A 22157-nucleotide genomic window follows, 5' to 3' on the forward strand; every position below is an offset into this window, starting at 1 on the left:
ATGACGATTGGAACGCATTCTACTCAGCCGCGACCACCTCGACCTCTTCCTCGTTCAGCGAATGGGTGAGCCGGCTGATCATTTCCTTCGGGCAGACCTGCCAGAAACGCTCTTTCCAGCGGTCCCAGTCGGCGAGGATCTCGTCGGACCATTTGCTGCCCGTCGCCTTGGCATGATCTTCGATCAGAGCCCGGAGCACGCCTTCCCAATGCGAACTGGCAAGGCGCTGCCAGACGATCGATTCGCCATTGGCATGGCGTTCGAAGCTTTCGTCGCTGTCGAGGATGAAGGCCATGCCGCCGGTCATGCCGGCGCCGAAGTTCGATCCGACGGGTCCCAGGATCACCGCGGTGCCGCCGGTCATATATTCGCAGCCGTTGGCGCCGCAGCCCTCGACAACGACTTGCGCGCCCGAGTTGCGGACCGCGAAACGCTCTCCCGCCTGGCCCGCCGCGAGCAGGGTGCCCGCGGTCGCGCCGTAAAGGACGGTGTTGCCGATAATGCTGTTGTGCTGGCTGACCAGCGGGCTCGACACCGTCGGGCGCACAATGATCCGCCCGCCCGACAGGCCCTTGCCGACATAATCATTGGCGTCGCCGAACACTTCCAAGGTGATGCCGCTGCACAGGAAGGCGCCGAGCGACTGGCCGGCGGTGCCGCGCAGGCGGACCTGCACATGGTTGTCGGCGAGGCCCTTCATGCCGAAGCGTGCGGTGACCTCGGCCGACAGGCGCGTGCCGACGGCGCGATGCGTGTTGCGGACGTTATAGGTCAGCTGCATGCGTTCGCCGCGATCGAACAGCGGCTTGGCGTCGTTCAGGATCTGCGCATCGAGGCTGTCGGGCACCGGGTTGCGGAAGTTCGGTCCCTGCGACCGGCGCTCCTCGTCGGGGGCGTCGACCTTGGCGAGGATCGGGTTGAGGTCGAGGTCGTCGAGATGCTCGGCGCCGCGGCTGACTTGACGGAGCAACTCGGTACGGCCGATCACCTCGTCGAGGCTGCGGCAACCGAGCTTGGCCAGGATTTCACGCACTTCCTCGGCGATGAAGGTCATCAGGTTGATGACCTTTTCGGGCGATCCGGTGAACTTCTGGCGAAGCTTCTCGTCCTGCGTGCAAACGCCGACGGGGCAGGTATTGCTGTGGCATTGGCGCACCATGATGCAGCCCATGGCGACAAGGCTCAAAGTGCCGATGCCATATTCCTCGGCGCCGAGGATCGCGGCGATCACGATGTCGCGGCCGGTCTTGAGGCCGCCGTCGGTGCGCAGGCGGATGCGGTGGCGCAGCCCGTTGAGCGTGAGGACCTGGTTGACTTCGCTGAGGCCCATCTCCCACGGCGTGCCGGCATATTTGACACTCGTCTGGGGCGACGCGCCGGTGCCGCCGGTGTTGCCCGCGACGAGGATAACATCGGCATGGGCTTTCGCGACGCCCGCCGCGACAGTGCCGATGCCCGCCGAACTGACGAGCTTGACGCAGACGCGCGCCTTCGGATTGATCTGCTTCAGGTCGTAGATGAGCTGCGCCAGATCCTCGATCGAATAGATATCGTGGTGCGGCGGGGGCGAAATCAGCGTCACGCCCGGCGTCGCATGGCGCAGCCGCGCGATGAATTCGGTGACCTTGAAGCCGGGCAACTGGCCGCCTTCGCCGGGCTTGGCGCCCTGCGCGACCTTGATCTCGATCTCGTCGCAGGCGCCGAGATATTCGGCGGTGACCCCGAAGCGTCCCGACGCGATCTGCTTGATGTTGCTGTTGGCGTTGTCGCCATTGGCATAGGGCTGATACCGCTCGCTCGCTTCGCCGCCTTCGCCCGACACCGCCTTGGCGCCGATGCGGTTCATCGCGATCGCCAGCGTTTCATGCGCTTCGGGCGACAGGGCGCCGAGCGACATGCCGGGGGTCACGAAGCGCTTGCGGATTTCGGTGATCGCCTCGACGCTGTCGAGCGCGACGCCTTGGCTGGGATAGTTGAACTCCATCAGGTCGCGCAGATAAATGGGCGGCAGGTCGGCGACCCCGCGCGCGAACTGCAGGTAGGTCGAATAGCTGTCGGTGGCGACCGCGGTCTGCAGCAAATGCATCAGCTGCGCCGAATAGGCATGGGCTTCGCCGCCCGCGCGCTGGCGGTAGAAACCGCCGATCGGCAGGGTCGTGACGCGGGCGTCGAACGCCGCGTCATGCTTCTCGACCGCGTTGATGAACAGCGACTGATAGCCCTCGCCCGAAATCTTCGCCGGCATGCCGGGGAAGAGGTCATTGACGAGCGCGCGCGACAGGCCGACCGCTTCGAAATTATAGCCGCCGCGATAGCTGGAGATCACCGCGATCCCCATCTTGGCGAGGATTTTGAGCAGGCCATCGTCGATCGCCTTGCGAAAGCGCAGGCGGCAATCGTCGAGCGACAATTCGCTGCCGAACAGGCCGCGCGCCTGCCGGTCGGCAATTGCCGCTTCGGTCAGATAGGCGTGGACCGTGGTTGCGCCGACGCCGATCAGCACCGCGAAAGCATGCGTATCGAGCACTTCCGCCGAACGGACGTTGATCGAGGCGTAGCTGCGCAGACCTTTTCTCACGAGGTGCGTGTGGACGGCGGCGGCGGCGAGCACCATCGCCATGCCGACGCGGCCTTCGCCGATATTCTGGTCGGTCAGGAACAATTCGCTGCGCCCGGCGCGCACCGCGTCCTCGGCCTCGCGACGAACACGCGCGATCGCCTCGCGCAGCGTTGCGGCGTCGCCGCCGGCGGCAAAGGTGCAGTCGATGTCGGCGACCGCATCGCCGAAATAGGCGCGCAGCCGATCCCAATCGTCGCCGACGAGCACGGGCGAATCGATCGCCAGCACGTGGTCGCTCTGCCCCTTTTCGTCGAGGATGTTGGCGAGGTTGGCAAAGCGCGTCTTCAGGCTCATCACGTGCCGCTCGCGCAGACTGTCGATCGGCGGGTTGGTGACCTGGCTGAAATTCTGGCGGAAGAATTGCGCGACATGGCGCGGCTTGTCGGAAATGACGGCGAGCGGCGTGTCGTCGCCCATCGATCCGATCGCTTCCTTCGCATCCTCGACCATCGGCGAGAGGATGAGTTCCATATCCTCCATGGTCAGCCCGGCGGCGACCTGGCGGCGCAAAAGCTCGGGACGGTCGAAGACCGGCAGGCTAGACTTGCCGCCCTTCGGTAGGTCGCCCATCGTCCGAAAACCCTTGACGCGCGCCGGATAATCCTGCGCGTCGGCGATCAGATCCTTGATCGCGCGATCTTCGTACAGGACGCCCTCGTCGAGGTCGACGGCGATCATCTGGCCGGGGCCAAGGCGCCCCTTCTTGCGGATGCTGGCTTCGGGCAGCAACACCATGCCGCTTTCCGACCCGACGACGAGCAGATTGTCGGCGGTCAGCGTGTAGCGCAGCGGACGGAGCGCATTGCGGTCCATGCCGGCAACCGCCCAGCGGCCGTCGGTCATCGCGAGTGCGGCCGGGCCGTCCCACGGTTCCATGACGCTCGCGAGATAGGAATAGAGCGCGCGATGGTTGTCGGGCACGTCGCATTCATTCGTCCACGCTTCGGGAACGAGGATCAGCTTGGCGGTCGGGGCGTCGCGGCCGGCGCGGCACAGCGTCTCGAACACCGCGTCGAGTGCGGCGGTGTCGGATGCGCCCGCCGGGATCACCGGCTTGATGTCTTCACTATGCTCGCCGAACGCGAGGCTTGCCATCTTGATCTCGTGGCTCTTCATCCAGTTCTTGTTGCCGCGGATCGTGTTGATCTCGCCATTATGGGCGAGACAGCGGAACGGCTGGGCCAGCCACCATTGCGGAAAGGTGTTCGTCGAATAGCGCTGGTGAAAGATCGCGACGCGGCTTTCGAACAGCTTGTTCGTCAGGTCGGGGTAGAAATCGGCCAGGCTTTCGGCGAGGAACAGTCCCTTGTAGATGATCGAGCGGCACGACAGGCTGCAGATGTAAAAGTCGGCGATCTGCGCCGCGATCACCTTTTTCTCGATCCGGCGGCGGACGAGATAAAGCTGCTTTTCGAACTCGGCGAGCGACTGTTCGTCAGGCCCGAGTTCTTTGTTGCCGCTTTGCGGCAAGGGCGGACCCGCGATCATGATCTGCTCGATCTCGGGGCGCGTGCGCTGCGCCTTGTCGCCGATCACCGACACATCGACCGGCACCTGGCGCCAGCCATAGATGGTGAAGCCCGCGTCGATGATCTCGGCCTCCACGATCGTGCGGCATTCTTCCTGTGCGCCCAAGTCGGTGCGCGGCAGGAAGACCATGCCGACCGCGAGGCGGTTCGGGCGCACCTTGTGGCCTGACGCGGCGATCGCATCGTCGAAGAAACGGACCGGCAGGTCGACATGGATGCCCGCGCCGTCGCCCGTCTTGCCGTCGGCATCGACCGCGCCGCGGTGCCACACCGCCCGCAGCGCCTCGATCGCCGCCTCGACGACGCGGCGCGATGCCTTGCCGTCGGTCGCGGCGACGAGCCCGACGCCGCAGGCGTCGGATTCCATATCGGGACGGTACATGCCCTCGGCGGCAAGCCGCGCATGGTCGGGCGTGGGGTAGTGGGTCATCTTTGCAGTCCTGGTTCCGTTTTATCGTCATCCCGGCGACGGCCGGGATGACGATATCCGTGCTATTTCTTCTTCTTGCGGGCGTTGGCGATGGCCTCGTCGGCGGCTTGCTGCGCCGCGAGCGAGGCGTTTTCGGATGCCGTTTCAAGGTCTTCGACGCGTTTCACATCGGCGGCGGACCAATTGCTGCGGTCATAGGCCGGATCGTCGACAGCAACCGCGGCGTCGGCCGCCGCTTCCGCTGCGTCGGCGGCCGCGGCGTCAGCGTCCACGGCGTCGGCGGCCGCATCGACGGCATAATCGTCGGCCGCCACGGCATCGACGGCAACCGCATCATCCGCCATCGCCGCGTCGTCGGTCGTCGTCGTTTTCCACTCGTCGCGATGGTCCTTCAGCGTCTTGACGTCGACCTTCATCAGCTTGGCGAGTTTCGACAGCTCGGCATCGCTGAGGTCGGTAAACGCCTTTTCGGCCGGAAGGTCCTTCATGTCCTTTTCGATCTGCGGCCCGCGGTCGATGAACTTGTTGATCAGCGGCGGCACCGCCTTGATCACCGACAGCATCACTTCGGGGTCGGCCTGCATCGCCATCCAGTCATGGGCATAAGCGGTGCCGGTCGGGGTCGCGAGGAAGCTGTTGAGGTCGCCAAGCTGCGCGGCCGAGAATTTGCGGGCATAGGCCTTGGCCATGCCTTCGCGCATCGGCGGCTCCATGTCGCCGAGCACTTCGCTGATCAGCGGCTTGATCACCTTGTTGATCTGGTCTTCGCGTTCCTGGCGGTGCGGGTCGAGGATATCCGCGATCTTGCCCTTGGTCGCATCGTCGAGCGCCGCGATCTTCTCGCTCTCGACCCCGGTCTTGATCGAGATCATGAGGTCGGAATCGCCGCCCATCTCGCCCATGATGGTCTTGAACATCTTGCCATAGATATTGTCCATCATCCGCTCGAGGCCACCCGAGGGGATCAGCGCCGCCGTCGTCTTTTGCGCGAGCGCGAGGCGCGCGGGCTCGATCGGCGGCAGGTCGCTGGTGTCGAACATCTTTTCGACCATCGCGATGGCTTCATCCATTTCCTTCTGCATCTTGGCCTTCTGCCTTTCGGCATAGGCCTTGCTGTCGAGGTCTTCGGTCACGGTTTCGTCGGGATTCGGGATCGAAACCTCGGGCACGGCGGCTTCCGCCGGCGCGATCGTGACTTCGACCGCATGCGGTTCCTGGAGCATCGCCATCGCGGGCACGCCCAGCGGCAGCATCGCGATCGTCCCGGCGAGCAAGACGGATTTGAACGACGGCATCATGAATTTCCTTCCCTGTTGGTGGTCATGCTGCCTTCTTTTCGCTTTTCGCTTTGACTTTCAACCATTTCGACATTTGTTCGCTGACATCGCGGCCGTCGCGGATGCCCCAGACGACCAGGCTGGCGCCGCGCACGATGTCGCCTGCGGCGAAAACGCCGGGCAGGCTGGTCATCATCGTCTGATGGTCGACGCGCAGCGTGCCCCAGCGCGTGACCGACAGATCGGGCGAGCCGAACAGGTGGGGAAGCTCCTCGGGATCGAAGCCTAGCGCCTTGATCACCATGTCGGCGGGCACGTCGAAGCGGCGGCCGGGATCGACCTCGGGGCTGCGGCGGCCGCTCGCGTCGGGCGCGCCGAGGCGCATGCCCGCGACCGCAACTTCCTTGACCTGCTTGTCGGCGGTGAAGCTTTCGGGGGCCGAGAGCCAGACGAATTCGACGCCTTCTTCCTCGGCATTCGAAACCTCGCGCTGCGAGCCCGGCATATTCTCGCGGTCGCGGCGATAGAGGCACTTCACCGATTTGGCGCCCTGGCGCACCGCGGTGCGGACGCAATCCATCGCGGTGTCGCCGCCGCCGATGACGACGACATGCTTGCCTTCGGCGTTGAGCCGGCCGTCGTCGAAGGCCGCGACAGCATCGCCGAACCCCTTGCGGTTCGAGGCGATGAGATAGTCGAGCGCGGCGATCACACCGTCCGCGCCGTTGCCGGGGACGTTGATCTCGCGCGCCTTGTAGACGCCGGTCGCAATCAGGATCGCGTCATGCTTTTGCCGTAGTTTGTCGAGCGTCGCGTCGCCGCCGACATCGAAACCGAGATGGAAATGGATGCCGCCTTGCTCCAGCCGCTCGACGCGGCGCATCACCACATCCTTTTCGAGCTTGAAGCCGGGGATGCCATAGGTGAGCAGGCCGCCGGCGCGGTCGTGCCGGTCATAGACATGCACCTCATGCCCCTGGACGCGCAGATATTCGGCGGCGGTGAGGCCAGCGGGCCCCGCACCGATGATGCCGACCGACTGGCCGGTCGCCTTGCCGGCGTGGATCGGCTCGACCCAGCCTTCGGCCCAGGCGGTGTCGGTGATATATTTTTCGACGCTGCCGATCGTCACCGCGCCATGGCCCGAAAATTCGATCACGCAATTGCCTTCGCACAGGCGATCCTGCGGACAGATGCGGCCGCAAATCTCGGGCATCGTCGAGGTCGCGTTCGACAGCTCATACGCCTCGCGCAGCCGGCCCTCGGCGGTCAGGCGCAGCCAGTCGGGAATATGGTTGTGCAGCGGACAGTGCACCGAGCAATAGGGCACGCCGCATTGCGAGCAGCGCGCGGCCTGTGCGTCGGCGTCGGGCGCCGCATAACGCTCGGCGATCTCGTGAAAATCGCGGGCGCGCTCATCGGGCGAGCGCTTGTCCGGATAAGATTGGTCGCGCTCCACAAACCGGAGCATGCGATCGGCAGCCATGCAGTATCCCCTTCGTTGAAGGGGCAGATGCATGGCCGGACCGAGCGTGTCACCAAAGAAATGCCAGTTAAGTCAGTATTACTGACCTAAAATTGCAGCTCGCCAGGACGGATTTGATTTCTTGCGCAATTATCTTTCGCAGATAGTAAAATATCGGCCCTATCTCATGGTCAGCCACGCCAGCGCCGCGACACCGACGATGATTCGATACCAAGCGAAGGGGGTGAAGCCATAACGGGTCACCACCGCAAGGAAGGCCTTGATCACCGCCCAGGCGACGATGAACGAAACGAGAGCGCCTACCGCGATCAGGCCAAGGTCGTTCGTCGTGATCGCATCGCGATGCTTGAACAGTTGCAGCACGGTCGCGCCGGTGAGCGTCGGCAGCGCGAGGAAGAAGCTGAACTCGGCAGCGGTCTTGCGATCGATGCCGAGCGACATCGCGCCGAGGATCGTGGCGCCCGACCGGCTGACCCCCGGGATCATCGCGATGCACTGGACCAGCCCGATCAGGATCGACTGCCGCGTCGACAGGTTCGCGACGCCGCCGCTTTCCTTCGGCTTGGCGAAGCGCTCGACGAGCAGGATCGCGATGCCGCCAATAATCAGCGCCCAGGCGACGATGACGGCATTTTCCAGCATGACCTCGATATAGTCGCCGAAGGCGAGGCCGAGGATCACCGCGGGGAAGAAGGCGAGCAGCAGGTTGCGCACGAAAGCGATCGCGACCGGATCGCGGCGGAAGAAGCCGGTGAACATGTCCCAGAATAATTTCCGGTACAGCACGACGATCGCGAGAATCGCCCCGGGCTGGATCGCAATATTGAAGATCGCCCAGCGCGAAGCGTCATAGCCAAGCAATTCGGTCGCCAGAATGAGGTGTCCCGTCGACGAGACGGGCAGGAATTCGGTCAGCCCCTCGACGATGCCGAGGATGATTGCGGTCAGCCAGATGCTCATCGGGCTTCGCTCCCCGGCTGGCGGCGCGCGGCCAGGGAAGGGAAGGCGGGCGGATCGATGAGGGTCATGGGAATCCTGCGCTGACGGTGAAGATAAGCGAAAGGGCGCCCGACATTCGCCGGACGCCCCAGTCCTGTTCCCGACCTACGCAGGCGAGGCCGATTTTGCCAGCCGCTATTTCGGTTGGCGGTCGGCATAGTTGCGCAGGCGCGCATCATGGCGCGTGGCTGCTAGCCGCCGGTAGCGGACGCTAGCCAAATAATCGTCGCCCCCGCGAAGGCGGGGGCCGCCGTCGGCCTGGCGCAAGGTTGCCAGCGGCCCCCGCCTTCGCGGGGGCGACGGTTATGGATGGATAGCGAACGTCCGCTCCCACCTCAAAACTGCCGCCGTTTATGCCCCAGCCTCGCCCGCGCCGCGATGACGCAGCCGCCAGTTGGCGAGGTGCGCTCCGGCCAGCCCCAGCGCGCCGATCGAGGTCAGCAGCCGGTCGGCGGCCGCCGGATCGGCAACCGCGATCCATCCCTCATGTGCCGCAAGCCCGGATGCAAGCAGGGTCAACCCCGCCGCTGCCCAAAGTCCCGGTCCCATCCGCCGGTGCCGCCTCCAGCCGTCGTGCATCGCGACCAGCGCCGCCGGCGCCGCGAGGATCAGGATCGCGGCATGAATCCCTTCGGGCAGTGCGAACCAGCGGCTCAGCGCCGGGGCGAGCAGGATCAGCAGCGGCAGAGCAAGGCAGTGGACGAGGCAGGTCAGCGACAAGCCGATGCCCATCAGGTCAGCGAGGCGCGGGCGGGATACAGGAAGACACATGGGGAGACTTTCGCGAGCGGAATGCGCTGCCCAGATAATGATACATTATATCATTGCAAGCGCGATTGCGAATCCGCCCCTTGCCGGCCCTATCGCATGCTGGCAAAGGGGCGCAGTTTTGGTGCCCTTTTGGTGCCAGTCCAGCCCGCCAGGAAGGCCAATTTTTCGATGTCCCAGATGATCCGTGTCACCCTTCCCGATGGCTCTGCCCGTGAAGTCGTGCGCGGGACTACCGCAGCGCAGATTGCGGCCGACATCGGACCCGGCCTCGCGAAGGCGGCGCTCGCCGCAAAAGTGGGCGGCGAACTGCGCGACATCATGCGCCCGCTCGAGGAAGATACGAACCTGTCGCTGGTGACGAGCCGCGACGAGGCCGACGCGCTCGAACTCTTCCGCCATGACTATGCGCATGTGCTGGCCGAAGCGGTGCAGAATCTGTTCCCGGGCACGCAGATCACCTTCGGTCCTTCGACGAACGACGGCTTCTATTACGACTTCGCCCCGACCGCCGAGCATGGCCCGTTCCGCGACGACGAACTGCCGTTGATCGAGGAGGAGATGCGCAAGATCATCGCCGCCGATCTGCCGCTGACGCGCGAGGTTTGGGACCGCGACAAGCTGATCGCCAAGTGGCAGGCCGAGGGCGAGACCTTCAAGGCCGAATGGGCGGCCGAACTGCCTGCGGGCGAGGAACTGACCGTCTATCGCAGCGGCGGCCAAGAAGGGGTGGGGGGCTGGATGGACATGTGCCGCGGCCCGCACCTCGCATCGACCGGCAAGCTCGACCCCGCCGCGTTCAAGCTGACGCGCGTGTCGGGCGCCTATTGGCGCGGCGACCAGAAGAATGCGCAGCTTTCACGTATCTATGGCACCGGCTGGCTCAACAAGAAGCAGCTCGCCGAACATCTCGTCCGGCTGGAGGAGGCCGCGAAGCGCGACCATCGCAAGATCGGGCGCGAGATGGACCTGTTCCACCTGCAGGAAGAGGCGCACGGCAGCATCTTCTGGCATCCCAAGGGCTATCGCATCTACCGCGAGCTCGAGGCCTATATGCGCCGCGCCATCGATGGTGCCGGCTATCAGGAGGTCAAGACCCCGCAGGTGATGGACGCCAAGCAGTGGGAGCAGTCGGGCCATTGGGGCAAATATCGCGAGAATATGTTCGTCATCCCCGACGAGGTGCCGAATATCGAGGACGAAGGCCCGATCGTCTCCGACGGTGCCGAGTGGATGGCGTTGAAGCCGATGAACTGCCCCGCGCATGTCCTGATCTTCCGTCAGGGGATGAAGTCGTACCGCGACCTGCCGCTGCGCATGGCCGAAATGGGCTGCTGCCACCGCAACGAGCCGCACGGCGCGCTCCACGGCATCATGCGCGTGCGCCAGTTCACGCAGGACGACGGCCATATCTTCTGCCGCGAGGACCAGATCGTCGAGGAAGTGCGCGCTTTCTGCCAACTCCTCGACCGCGTCTACCGCGAACTCGGGTTCGAGAAATATTCGGTGAAGCTCGCGCTGCGCCCCGAAAAGCGTTTCGGCACCGAAGAGATGTGGGACAAGGCCGAGGCCGAACTGCGCGAAGCCGTCGCGCGCGCAGGGATGGCGAATGAGGATTATGGCTGGGAAGAATTGCCGGGCGAGGGCGCCTTTTATGCGCCCAAGCTCGAATTCCACCTGACCGACGCGATCGGCCGCACGTGGCAGTGCGGGACGATCCAGTCCGACCGCGTGATGCCCGAACGCCTCGATGCGTCATACATTGGTGAGGATGGCGAGCGCCACCGCCCGGTGATGCTCCATCGCGCGATTCTCGGCACGTACGAGCGCTTCATCGGCATCCTGATCGAGCATTTCGCCGGCCGCTTCCCGACCTGGCTCGCGCCGGTGCAGGCGGTCGTCGCGACGATCGTGTCCGACGCCGATGCCTACGCCAAGGACGCGGTGGCACAGCTCACCGCGGCGGGCATTCGCGCCGAAAGCGACGTTCGCAACGAAAAGATCAACTATAAGGTCCGCGAACACAGCCTCGCCAAGGTCCCTTACTTGCTCGTCGTCGGCAATCGCGAGGCCGAGGAAGGCACTGTGGCGATCCGCACGCTTGGCCAGGACGGCCAGCGCATCATGCCGCTCGCCGAAGCGATCGCGATGCTGAAGGGCGAGGCAACACCGCCCGACCTGCGCGATTGAGCGGGAGGCCGAAGCGCCGCGGGCGGGTCTGGCTGATCGGCCTGCTGCTTTTCGCGCTGGCCATCGTCGGCAAGGGGCTGTGGAACGCGCGCGCCGAACCGATCGTCCGTACCGCGACGATCGCGGTTGCCGGCTGGCCTGCGGATACACCGCCGATGCGCGTGCTGCTGATCTCCGACACCCATGTCGCGGGACCCGACATGCCGCCCGAGCGGCTGCGCGCTATCCTGCGCCGCTTGAACCGGCTGAAGCCCGACCTGATCCTGCTCGCCGGCGACTTCCACAGCGGCAAGAATGTCGCGACGCGGCATTATTCGGCGGCGGAGGTCACCGCACCCTTTGCCGAAGCGAAGGCGCGGCTCGGGGTCGTCGCGGTGCTCGGCAACCATGATTACTGGTTCCAGCCCGAACCGATCGCCAGGGGCATGCGCGCCGCCGGCGTGACAGTGCTCCGTAATGGCGCGGTTCGTCGCGGCCCATTGATCGTCGGCGGGGTCGATGACGAGGTGACGCGCCACGACAATCTGAAGCGCACTTACGCGGCGATGGACAGGCTGGGCCCGGGCCCGCGCATCCTTGTCACGCACAGCCCCGACATCGTTCCCGAACTGCCCGCGCCGGTCGCGGCGGTCTTCGCGGGCCACACCCATTGCGGGCAGATCGCGCTGCCGGTCGTCGGCGCGCTCAGCTATGCCTCGCAATATGGCGACCGCTTCGCGTGCGGCGCAATGACTGACCATGGGCAAAGACTGTTCGTCGGGGCGGGGCTGGGAACGAGCATCCTGCCGCTCCGCTACGGCGTGCCGCCCGACGTCTGGCTCGTCACCCTCGGCCCGCCGGAAGCTGTGAAATGAGCCTGCAGACGCTCGTCGGCCTCGCGCCGCTGACCGTCGCGGGCGCGGCGGCGATGACCTTTGGCGCTGCTTATGTGCGCGGGCTGACCGGTTTCGGCATGGCGATCATTCTCGTGCCGCTTTTGGGGCTGATCATGACCCCCGGCGAGGCGGTGGTGCTCGGTATCTTGCTGCAACTGCTGATCGGACCGGTTGGAATCCGCATCATCCTGGCCGATGCCGACCGCGCGACGGCGCTGCCGATCGCACTGCTCGCGATGGCGACGACGCCGATCGGCATGGTCGCGCTCCACGCGACGACGCCCGATCTGGCGCGGCTGCTGATCACCATCGTCGCGGTTGGCGCCTTTGTTGCGGTGCTGCTGCCGAAACAGGCCGCGGGACACCGGCCCGGCCGGGGCGCGGTTGCGGGCACGGGGATCGCATCGGGGATCCTCACCGGTTTTGCCGCGATGCCGGGGCCGCCGGTCGTGCCTTTCTACCTCCGTCGGCATCTGGAGCCGAAGGTCGCGCGCGCGTCGATGCTGCTGATCTTCTTCGGCACCGCCATCGCCGGCACGCTCGCGGCGCTGTGGGTCGGTATCGCGACACGGCGGCTGTTCCTGCTCGCGGTGATCCTGTTCGTGCCGATGTGGCTCGGCAATTATGTCGGCGCGCGCCATTTCGGCCGCGTGCCCCCGCACGTTTGGCAGGCGATGGTAGCGGTCGTGCTGGGCGTCGCCGCGGTGTCGGCGGTGGTCCGCCTGCTCAATTAGAGCACATCGTACGAAATCTGAATCAGTCCGTATCCCCGAGCGAAGACGAGGGGCTCGTTCGAGCGAAGCGAGAAGCCGTGGCGTTGCCGCCTCGACTTCGCTCGGGGAGGCGGCGCCGATTAAAGGCTCGATACTCTAAAGACTGCGCAGCGCCTGCGCGGGCTTCGCCGACAGCAAAGGCCAGCTTCCCGCAATCCCGATCAGGAACGACAGACCCGCGCCGCCGATCAAGGTCGCGCCGACGATCAGCGGATCGGGCGCGAAGGTAAAATCGAACAACTGCGTCACGACATACCACGCCCCCGCAAGCCCCAGCCCGAGCGCGAGCACGGCAAGAATCGACGCCAGCACCGCATATTCCAGCCCCTGTGCCCCCAATATCTGGCCGCGCGTCGCGCCGAGCAGCTTCAGGATGACGCTGTCATAGACGCGCCGCTCGCGGCTCGCGGCGATCGCGCCGATCAGCACCGCGATGCCGGCGAGGATCGCGATGCTCGCCGCCGCGGCGATCGCCTGGCTCATCTGGGTCAGCAATGTCGTGACCTGCGACACCACGTCGCGCACCGCGATCAGCGATGCCGAGGGAAAGGCACGCGGGATGCTGCGCGCGAGTTCGCTTTCGGCTTTCTCCCCGACCGCGACGGTCGCGACCATATTGTGCGGCGCGGCGTCGAAGGTGCCGGGCGAGAAGACGAGCACATAGTTTAATCCGAAATTATCCCACTGGACGGTGCGGAACGATGCGACCTTCGCCTGCACCTCGACCCCCAGCACATTGACCGACAGCGTGTCGCCGAGCCCCAGGCCCAGCGATGCCGCCACCTCCTGCTCGACGCTCACCAGCGGCGGGCCCTTGTAATCGGCCGGCCACCAGCTGCCGCCGACCAGCTCGCTGCCGTTCGGCAGCGCCGCGCTGTACGTCAGCCCGCGATCGCCGCGCAGCACCCACGCGCCCTCGGGCAGTTCGGCGAGTTCGTCGACGCGCTGGCCGGCAAATTCGGTGACGCTGCCGCGCAGCGCCGGGATCAGGTTGATCGCCGCCGCCGGTTCCGCGGCGGTCACCAGCGAACGGAAACGCCCAACCTCGCCGCGCGGCACGTCGAGGACGAAGAAGCTCGGCGCGCGCTGCGGCACCGTCCGCGCGATTTCGGCGGTGATGCTCGTCTGGATCGCTGCCAGCGTGACGAACAGCGTCAGCCCGAGCCCGAGCGCGACGACAAGCGCGCCGGTCGCGGCGCCGGGGCGGTGCAGGTTGGCCAGCGCGAGGCGCAGCAGGGGCCGGCGCGGGCGCGGCATGCGGCTCGCGGTGTGGCGGACGAGCCAGCCGAGCCCGACCAGCACGACGAGCAGGCCGACCGCCGCGCCGATGAAGCCAAGCGCGAACAAAGGCTCGCGCGCCGTCGCCACCGCCAACGCGACGATGGCGGCAAAGGCGGCGGCCACTGCGATCAACGTCCGCCGGTCGATCCGCCCAGCGCTGTCGACCGTCGCGCGATAGAGGCCGGCGGCGGGAATATGCCGCGTCGCGGCGAGCGGGGGCAGGGCAAAGGCGATCGCGATCAGCAGGCCATAGGCGGCGCTGACCGCCAGCGGCAGCGGATAGAGCGCGAAGCCCGGCCGCACCGGCAGCACGTCGCCCGCAACCCAGCCGATCGCCGCGGGCATCATTGCGCCGACGACCAGCCCGGCGGCGATCGAAACCGCCGCGACCGCGAGGATCTGCAGGCCATAGATGCGCGCGACAGTGCCGCTGTCGGCGCCGAGCACCTTCAGTGTCGCCAGCCCCGGACGCTTGCCCGCCAGATAGCTCGCGACCCCGTTGCCGACCCCGATCCCGGCGATCACCAAGGCGGCGAGCCCGACGAGCGACAGGAATTGCCCCATGCGCTCGATGAAGCGCCGCGTGCCCGGTGCGCCGTTGCTGCGGTCGGTGATGTCCCAGCCCGCGTCGGGGAATTCGGCGGTCAGCGCCTTGCCGACCGCTTCGGGATTGGCGGCGCCGGGCAGGCGGACGCGATATTTGCTTTCGTACAGGCTGCCGGGCTGGATCAGCTGCGTCGCGGGCAGGTCGCCAAGGCCGATGATCGCGACGGGGCCGAGCGTGAAACCTTCGCCCAGCCGGTCGGGCTCGTCGGCGATGATGCCGTCGATCCGGAACGCCTTTTCGCCGAATTTCACCTGGCCGCCGACATCGAGGTCGAGCCGTGACGCCAGGTCCTTGCCGATCCAGATCGCGCCCGGCGGCGGCGGACCGCGGCGCGCGCCGCTCTCCAGCCGCATCGTCCCATAGAGCGGATAGGCGCCGTCGACCGCCTTCAATTCGGATAGCAGCGCGTCGCCGTCGGGATCATTCGCCATCGCGCGCAGCCGCACCGTCGCCGATGCGGTGCCGGCGCGGTGGAAACCCGCCATTTCTTCGCGCGTCGCCTGCCGCTGCGGCAGGCTGAATTGGACGTCGCCGCCAAGGATCGTCTGTCCGCGCACCTCGAGTTCGGAGGTGATGCCGCGCGTCAGGCTGCCGATCGCGGCGAGCGTCGCGACGCCGAGGAACAGGCAGACGGCGAGCAGGCGCAGGCCGCGGATCCGCGTCGCGAGATCGCGCCGCGCGATCCGCCAGAGGGTGGCAAGGGGGAGCATCAGGCTTGCCGTTCCTCGATCCGGCCGTCGTGCATCACGACGACGCGGTCGCAATGTTCGGCCAGTTCGGGATCGTGCGTGATGATCAGCAAGGTTGCGCCGAGCGCCGTACGCCGCGCAAAGATCAGGTCGATGATCGCATGGCCCGTCGCGGTGTCGAGATTGCCCGTCGGCTCGTCGGCAAAGATGATCGCGGGCGAACTCGCCATCGCGCGCGCGATGGCGACGCGTTGCTGTTCGCCGCCCGACAGCTGCGCCGGATAATGCGTCAGCCGGTGGCCGAGTCCGACCGCTTCCAGTTCCGCCGCCGCGCGTCCGAACGGGTCGGCGATCCCCGCCAGTTCGAGCGGCACCGCGACATTTTCGAGCGCGGTCATCGTCGGCAGCAGGTGGAACGCTTGCAGCACGATGCCGACGCGCCCGCGCCGTGCGCGCGCCAGATCATCCTCGTCCATCGTCCCGAAATCGAGCCCCGCGACCTTGATCGTGCCGCCGCCGGCGCGTTCGAGCCCGGCGAGCACCGCCATCAGCGAGCTTTTGCCCGACCCCGACGGGCCGAGCAGCGCGACCGACGTGCCCGCTTCGACTTCCAGGTCGACGCCGCGCAATATTTCGACCGGGGCCTTGTCGCTCCCCAAAGTCAGCGTCACATTATGGGCGGCAATCGCCAGGTCAGGCGCCAAGGCCATCTGGGGTCGGAGCGCGTCGGTCAAGGAAGGACCCTTTGGAAATGAGAACGGCCGGATGGCGCTCTTACGCTTTATATGGCTCTGCCATCGCGCTTTGCCAACCGCTTGCCGCATGCGGTTCCGCCGATGCGCCCACCGCAGCGACGACCGATAGGGGCTCGGCAAAGGCGGCGCCTGCGATCCCCGCCGGCGCGCCGCTGATCATCACCTTCGGCGACAGCCTCTATGCGGGTTACCAGCTCGGCCCGAAGGAAGGCCTGGCGCCGCAGCTTCAGGCGGCGCTCGCCGCCGACGGCGTCGTCGCGCGCGTCCAGAGCGCGGGGGTGTCGGGCGACACGACCGCCGCCGGGCGGCAGCGGCTGACCTATGTGCTGGGCAATGCCAAGGCCAAGCCGGCGCTGGTGCTGCTTGGCCTCGGCGGCAACGACATGCTGCGCGGCATCGGCCCCGACCAGACGCGCGCCAACCTCGACGCGATGCTGGCCGAACTCCAGCGCCGCAAAATTCCGGTCCTCCTGACCGGCATGGTCGCGGCGCCCAATCTCGGCGCCGATTATGCCAAGGCTTTCAATTCCATCTATCCCGAACTTGCCGCCAAATATGATGCCAGCCTCTATCCCTTCATCCTCGACAATGTCGTGGGGAAGAAGGAACTGATGCTCGGCGACAATATCCACCCCAATGCGGACGGGGTGAAGGTGGTGGTTGCCGGGCTGGCGCCGCTGGTCGAGGACGCGCTGCCGGACGCGGAATAACGGCATCGATCGCAATAATGGTTGGTTTTTAGCCCAGCAGCTTCGCCGCTCGCGCCCGCCAGGTGGTCGCCAGCGCGTCCATCGCGGCAAGCACCCGTAACGCATCGGGCTCGCGTTTGCCGCCACCGGCGATCAGCAGCGCGAACACGCGCTCGACGCTCCATTCGGGCAGCGGCCGGTCGATCAGCGTCAGCCTGTCGCCCGCCGCAACCGCGCCTTCCTCGATCACCCGGTAATACCAGCCGCTCCGCCGCGTCTGGACCACCGTCGCCGGCACGGTGGCGATCCCGAAACGGTGCCCGAGCTTCCAGCACGGCTGCCGTCCCTGGCTGATCTCGACCAATGCGCTCCCCAATCGAAAGCGGTCGCCGACACAGGCTTCGCTCTCGATCAGCCCGGCGGTCGAGATATTCTCGCCAAAGGCGCCCGCAGCGCCCAGCAATTCATGCTCGCCGAGCGCTTCACTCCACCAGCTATAATGGTCGCGCGGATAATGGTGGATCGCCTTGTCGGGGCCGCCATGCACGGTCAGGTCGGCCTGTTCATCGCCGCCGATGCCGAGGAAGCCGATGTGCCGCGCCCCGTCGACCGGCGCCTTGCCGATCGCGCTCGCCTCGCTCCCGCGGAACGCCACCGCCTTGCCGGTCAGCACCGCGTCGATCGCATAGCTCATAGGGCGGCGCCACGCGGCCCGAAGAGGATGATCGCCGCGCCGCCGAGGCAGACCGCGGCGCCGATCAGGTCCCAGCGGTCGGGCTTCGCGCCCTCGACCGCCCACAGCCAGACGAGCGCCGAGACGATGTAGACGCCGCCATAGGCCGCGTAAGTGCGTCCGGCATGATCCGATTCGACCAAGGTCAACAGCCAGGCGAACAGTGCCAGCGACGCCATGCCCGGGGCGATCCACCAGATGGATTTGCCCAGCCGCAGCCAGGCCCAGAAGGCAAAGCAGCCCGCGATTTCGGCGAGCGCGGCTCCGATATAGGCGAATGCGGTCATGCGCTCACCGTGGCGGCGCCGGCGCTGAAAGAAAAGCGGATTATCGGCGCGGAGCGGAAAGATGGGTGCAGACTGCGGGGAGGGCGGTGATGGCATGAGCGGGTTGTGGCCGGTAGTGCCCTCTCTTTTATCGTCACCCCGGACTTGATCCGGGGCCCCGCTTGAAGTCCAAGACGGATTATGCGGTCAAAAAGCCGGATCCCGGATCAAGGCGGAAGAGCCACGGGTCTCATCCGCGGATGACGAAGGTGAGTGGAGCTCGTGGCAGTTTCCCACCCCCAATGCCGACATCCCGCCTCCCCATCGCTAGACCCCAAAACAAAAAGGGGCGACCCGCAGGCCGCCCCTTTCCGTTTCCCATCGCTGTTCCGAAAGATCAGAAAGCGAAGCCGACGCCGGCAGCGAAGCTGTCGAAGTCGCTGAAGTTGCCGATGAACTGGTGGCGATATTCGACCTTGCCGTACAGGTTGTTGCCGAACTTGTGCTGGTAGCCGGCACCGATGTACGGGTCATCGATGTCGCTGAAGGTGTAACCACCGGCAGCATAGAGCTTGCCGGCATCGCCGAGCTTGGCGCCCAGGCGGCCACCGGCCGAAAACTGAACGTCGAAGCCGCTCTTCAGAACCTTGTCGCCTGCGACTTCCGCACCGGCGAAAGCGGTCGAACCGAGGTCGAAGTCGTAACCCGCGGCAACACCGAGCGTGGCGTCGTCGAGGCCGCTGCCGGTCACATAACCGCCGCGCACTTCGACGCGGGCTTCGCCGCCTTCAGCGGCCATGGCGGGAACGGAGACGGCGGCCGAGAGGAGAGCGGCGGCAACTGCGAATTTCTTCATTTTATTTTCCTTCATTCTGGACAGGACCACGCCCTTTGGGTCGCGGCCCGCGCCCTAAATGGCGTTTTCGGCTGTCGCTTCAATGAACAGATCATTCAGAATGTGACAATTTTCTTACCTGTGTTATTTTTACCACACGGTACAGAAAATCTCAGCCTTGACCCGCGGAAATCTATCGATTTTCCGCGTAGGTGACGCCGGGAAAAGGATGGGCTTCAGCCCAGCGCGGCCTGTTTTTCCTCGGCGATGCGGTCGAGTTCGGCGCGCGTCGGCTTGGTCGCGGCGCTTTTGAGCTGGCCGCACGCGGCCATGATGTCGCGGCCGCGCGGGGTGCGGACGGGCGCCGAAATTCCGCTCTTGAAAATCAGGTTGCTGAACGCGCGTACCCGCTCGGGCGTCGAACATTCATACATCGCGCCCGGCCAGGGGTTGAAGGGGATCAGATTGACCTTCGCGTGCAGGCCATATTCCCTGATCAGCCGGACGAGCTCGCGCGCATCGTCGTCGCTGTCGTTCTTGTCCTTCAACATCACATATTCGAAGGTGATCCGCCGCGAATTGCCGGCGCCCGGATAATCGGCGCACGCCTGCAGCAATTCCTCGATGCCATATTTGCGGTTGAGCGGCACGATCTCGTCGCGCACTTCCTTCGACACCGCGTGGAGCGACACCGCCAGATTGACGCCGATCTCGTCCCCCGCGCGCGCCATCATCGGCACGACGCCGCTCGTCGACAGCGTGATGCGCCGCCGCGACAAGGCCAGCCCGTCGCCGTCCATGACGATCTTGAGCGCGCCCTTGACCTCGTCGAAATTATACAGCGGTTCGCCCATGCCCATCATCACGATGTTGGTCAGGATGCGGCCGTCGGCGGTGTAATGACTGCCTTCTTCTTCATCATCATCCTCGGGGTCGGGGCCAAAGCCCGCCATCGTCCCCTTGGGCCATTCGCCCAGTTCGTCGCGCGCCAGCATCACCTGTCCGACGATCTCGCCCGCGGCGAGGTTGCGGACGAGGCGCATCGTGCCGGTGTGGCAGAAACGGCAGTTGAGCGTGCAGCCGACCTGGCTCGACACGCACAGGGTTCCCCGGTCGGCGTCGGGGATGAAGACCATCTCATATTCCTGGCCGTCGGCGGCGGCGAGCAGCCATTTGCGCGTGCCGTCGCTCGACACCTGCGCCTCGCGCACCGTCGGGCGGCCGATGATGAAACGGTCGGTCAGCCACGGGCGCATCGTTTTGGCGATGTCGGTCATCGCCTCGAAATCGGTGACGCCGCGGTGATAGATCCAGTGCCAGATCTGCTTGGCGCGCAGCTTTGCTGCTTTCGCATCGAGTCCCGCCTCGACGAGCACGCCGCCGATCGCGTCGCGGGTCAGTCCGACCAGGTCGATGCGGTTGCCGCCGCGCAAGGGGACGGTGCCCGTCGTAACGGGGTCGATATGGCCGGGGATCTGCATGATGGCCGGCCATATAGTCGCGATGGGCCGCAAGCGCAATCATGCGCCCTCTGCCGGCCCATCTTAGGCTCTGTCAGGCGCCGTTATATCCGACCAGCGCGTCTTCGAACTGGTCGAGCGGGCCGACCGGTTCCTTCGGGGGGGCGCCGTCGACCTGCGGAAAGATTGCGTCGAGCCGGCGCTTCAGCGTGTCGTCGAACGTCGTCCGGTTGCCGACCCGCGCATTGCACACGGTCAGTTCGGACTTGATCGCGCCCTTGATTCTCTCGAGCCCATCGGGGGTCAAGATGCCCGCCTTGAGCAGTTCCTCGCAAAGCTGGATCAGCCCGACGGTCGTTGCATGCGCGCGGAGGCCGATAAAATCGAGCGTCCGGTGCCGCTCGCGTGCCGCTGCATCGCATTGGGTTATGGCATTCATTCCGCCAACTCTCCTCTCCACCACACCTCGGATCGCGCGCGCCCTTTATGGGCGTCTCGGCGGTCCGGGGGTGATCATGCGCGCACTGGCGGGGTCCGGCAAGAGGCGATGTAATATAATGTCACATCGGGACGTCAAAACAGGTGCGTCATTGCGGACCCCGGAGCGCTCGGCGGTTACAGCGTCTTCAACATGTCCAGCACCTGATCGAAACTCCCGTTCGCTTCGGCGCGGCGCAGCGGCAGGACGTTCTGGACCAGAATTTCCTCCGGCATCGGCTCGCTCGCGAACAAGGCCATCACCTCGTCGGCGAAAGCGTCCAGCGGCATATAGTTTTCGCGGGTCGACTGGCCGGGGGTCAGGTCGGTGCGCACCGCGGGCGGCGCCAGTTCGATCACCTCGATCTTGCCCGCAAGCTGGACGCGCAATGCAACCGAATAGCTGTGCATCGCCGCCTTGCTCGCCGAATAGGCGGGCGCCTTGGGAAAGGGCACAAAGGCAAGGCCCGACGTCACATTGACGATCGCGGCATCGTCCTGCGCCGCCAGATGGTCGACCAGCGCGTCGATCAGCCGGATCGGGCCGAGGATGTTCGTGACGACGGTGGTTTCGGCGTCGGCGAGGTCGCGCTTGGCGTCTGCTGCCTCATACATCATCACCCCGGCGTTGTTGACGAGGACGTTGAGCGCCGGGAACTTCGCGACGATTTCTGCGGCGAACGCCGTGATGGCTGCTGGGTCGGTCACGTCGAGCGCCATCGCGTGCATGTTCGCGCGCCCGGCGACCGCGCCCGCCAGCTTGCCGGCGTTGCGGCCGGTGACGATGACGCTGTTGCCCGCGTCGTGCCAGCGCTGGGCGAGCGCGAGCCCGATGCCCGAACCGCCACCGGTGACGAGGATGGTGTTGCCTGTGGTTTTCATCGCTTTCCTCCTTTGTGGGATGGTGATGCAGCGCAAATAGCGTTATACTCTCCAAAAGAAAGAAGGCACCCAAAAGTACCATAGTTACCGAAAAGAGAGATTTGGATTTTCCGCCATGCCGACGCCCGATAAAATATCCTATGATCCGCACGCGCCGGTCGATCCGCGCGTCGAAACGCTCGTCAATGAACTCATCGGCCGGGTCGCCGACAAATGGACTCTCCTCGTGCTCGAGGAGTTGGAGGATCACGGCACCTGCCGCTTTACCGAATTGTCGCGCCGCGTTCCGGGTATCAGCCAGAAGATGCTGACGCAGACGCTGCGCCAGATGGAGCGCGACGGCCTGCTCGTGCGGACGGTGCATCCGGTCGTTCCGCCGAAGGTCGAATATTGCCTGACCGATCTCGGCCACAGCCTGGGCGAAGCTTTTTGCGGAGTCTGGGTGTGGGCCGAAGCCAATCTGGAAAGGGTGGCACGCGCACGGGATGCGTTCGACACGGCGCGAAGCGAGACCGGCTGACCATCTATGTTATGAC

18 protein-coding genes are annotated in these 22157 nt (G+C 65.7%); 5 read left to right on the plus strand and 13 right to left on the minus strand.

The window, feature by feature from the left end:
• Positions 1-19 precede the first annotated feature (19 nt).
• The 5 genes from gltB to FHR22_RS01910 form a co-directional block, all read right to left on the minus strand.
• On the minus strand, positions 20-4579 hold the full coding sequence (gene gltB, locus FHR22_RS01890) for a glutamate synthase large subunit (protein WP_166938332.1): 4560 nt from the start codon (positions 4577-4579) through the stop codon (positions 20-22).
• Positions 4580-4641: 62 nt separating this feature from the next.
• The gene (locus FHR22_RS01895) at positions 4642-5874 is read right to left on the minus strand and encodes a DUF2059 domain-containing protein (protein ID WP_243853419.1); all 1233 of its coding nucleotides are present in this window, start codon (positions 5872-5874) and stop codon (positions 4642-4644) included.
• A 25-nt stretch (positions 5875-5899) separates the two neighbouring features.
• Positions 5900-7342, minus strand: coding sequence for an NAD(P)-dependent oxidoreductase (locus FHR22_RS01900; RefSeq protein WP_166938336.1), 1443 nt, complete (start codon positions 7340-7342; stop codon positions 5900-5902).
• A gap of 159 nt (positions 7343-7501) precedes the next feature.
• On the minus strand, positions 7502-8302 hold the full coding sequence (locus tag FHR22_RS01905) for an undecaprenyl-diphosphate phosphatase (protein WP_166938338.1): 801 nt from the start codon (positions 8300-8302) through the stop codon (positions 7502-7504).
• Between the two features lie 390 nt (positions 8303-8692).
• Positions 8693-9073, minus strand: coding sequence for a MerC domain-containing protein (locus FHR22_RS01910; protein WP_166938340.1), 381 nt, complete (start codon positions 9071-9073; stop codon positions 8693-8695).
• Positions 9074-9280: 207 nt separating this feature from the next.
• Between FHR22_RS01910 and thrS the strand changes: the two genes are divergently transcribed.
• Genes thrS through FHR22_RS01925 form a run of 3 tightly spaced genes read left to right on the plus strand, consistent with a single transcriptional unit; the run spans position 9281 to position 12908 of the window.
• On the plus strand, positions 9281-11299 hold the full coding sequence (gene thrS / locus FHR22_RS01915; protein ID WP_166938342.1) for a threonine--tRNA ligase: 2019 nt from the start codon (positions 9281-9283) through the stop codon (positions 11297-11299).
• Positions 11296-12153 (plus strand): metallophosphoesterase, encoded by an 858-nt coding sequence (locus FHR22_RS01920; protein ID WP_243853420.1) that lies wholly within the window; start codon positions 11296-11298, stop codon positions 12151-12153. The genes thrS and FHR22_RS01920 overlap by 4 nt, the downstream gene beginning before the upstream one ends.
• A complete protein-coding gene (locus FHR22_RS01925; protein ID WP_166938344.1) occupies positions 12150-12908 on the plus strand; it encodes a sulfite exporter TauE/SafE family protein in 759 nt (252 codons plus the stop codon). The genes FHR22_RS01920 and FHR22_RS01925 overlap by 4 nt, the downstream gene beginning before the upstream one ends.
• A gap of 135 nt (positions 12909-13043) precedes the next feature.
• Here the strand turns inward: FHR22_RS01925 and FHR22_RS01930 are convergent, their stop codons facing one another.
• A complete protein-coding gene (locus FHR22_RS01930; RefSeq protein WP_166938346.1) occupies positions 13044-15545 on the minus strand; it encodes an ABC transporter permease in 2502 nt (833 codons plus the stop codon).
• Entirely contained in the window at positions 15545-16234 is a 690-nt protein-coding gene (locus FHR22_RS01935) for an ABC transporter ATP-binding protein (RefSeq protein ID WP_166940650.1), read from the minus strand. The genes FHR22_RS01930 and FHR22_RS01935 overlap by 1 nt, the downstream gene beginning before the upstream one ends.
• Positions 16235-16275: 41 nt before the next feature.
• On the opposite strand from FHR22_RS01935, the gene FHR22_RS01940 reads away from it, so the two are divergent.
• Positions 16276-16989, plus strand: coding sequence for an arylesterase (locus FHR22_RS01940; RefSeq protein WP_166940652.1), 714 nt, complete (start codon positions 16276-16278; stop codon positions 16987-16989).
• A gap of 28 nt (positions 16990-17017) precedes the next feature.
• Here FHR22_RS01940 and FHR22_RS01945 read toward each other — a convergent pair whose 3' ends face one another.
• The 6 genes from FHR22_RS01945 to FHR22_RS01970 form a co-directional block, all read right to left on the minus strand.
• Positions 17018-17662 (minus strand): MOSC domain-containing protein, encoded by a 645-nt coding sequence (locus FHR22_RS01945; protein ID WP_166938348.1) that lies wholly within the window; start codon positions 17660-17662, stop codon positions 17018-17020.
• A complete protein-coding gene (locus FHR22_RS01950; RefSeq protein ID WP_166938350.1) occupies positions 17659-17988 on the minus strand; it encodes a YnfA family protein in 330 nt (109 codons plus the stop codon). The genes FHR22_RS01945 and FHR22_RS01950 overlap by 4 nt, the downstream gene beginning before the upstream one ends.
• A 376-nt stretch (positions 17989-18364) precedes the next feature.
• Positions 18365-18823 (minus strand): outer membrane protein, encoded by a 459-nt coding sequence (locus FHR22_RS01955; RefSeq protein WP_166938352.1) that lies wholly within the window; start codon positions 18821-18823, stop codon positions 18365-18367.
• Positions 18824-19038: 215 nt separating this feature from the next.
• Positions 19039-20283, minus strand: coding sequence for a dual-specificity RNA methyltransferase RlmN (rlmN, locus tag FHR22_RS01960; protein ID WP_208417446.1), 1245 nt, complete (start codon positions 20281-20283; stop codon positions 19039-19041).
• A gap of 73 nt (positions 20284-20356) precedes the next feature.
• Positions 20357-20701 (minus strand): hypothetical protein, encoded by a 345-nt coding sequence (locus tag FHR22_RS01965; protein ID WP_166938354.1) that lies wholly within the window; start codon positions 20699-20701, stop codon positions 20357-20359.
• A gap of 176 nt (positions 20702-20877) precedes the next feature.
• Complete coding sequence (locus tag FHR22_RS01970) at positions 20878-21621, minus strand: SDR family oxidoreductase (RefSeq protein WP_166938356.1); 744 nt, start codon at positions 21619-21621, stop codon at positions 20878-20880.
• A gap of 115 nt (positions 21622-21736) precedes the next feature.
• Between FHR22_RS01970 and FHR22_RS01975 the strand changes: the two genes are divergently transcribed.
• The gene (locus FHR22_RS01975; protein ID WP_166938358.1) at positions 21737-22141 is read left to right on the plus strand and encodes a winged helix-turn-helix transcriptional regulator; all 405 of its coding nucleotides are present in this window, start codon (positions 21737-21739) and stop codon (positions 22139-22141) included.
• Positions 22142-22157 lie beyond the last annotated feature (16 nt).

It is taken from the genome of Sphingopyxis panaciterrae (assembly GCF_011762125.1).
GTDB classification, from domain to species: domain Bacteria; phylum Pseudomonadota; class Alphaproteobacteria; order Sphingomonadales; family Sphingomonadaceae; genus Sphingopyxis; species Sphingopyxis panaciterrae.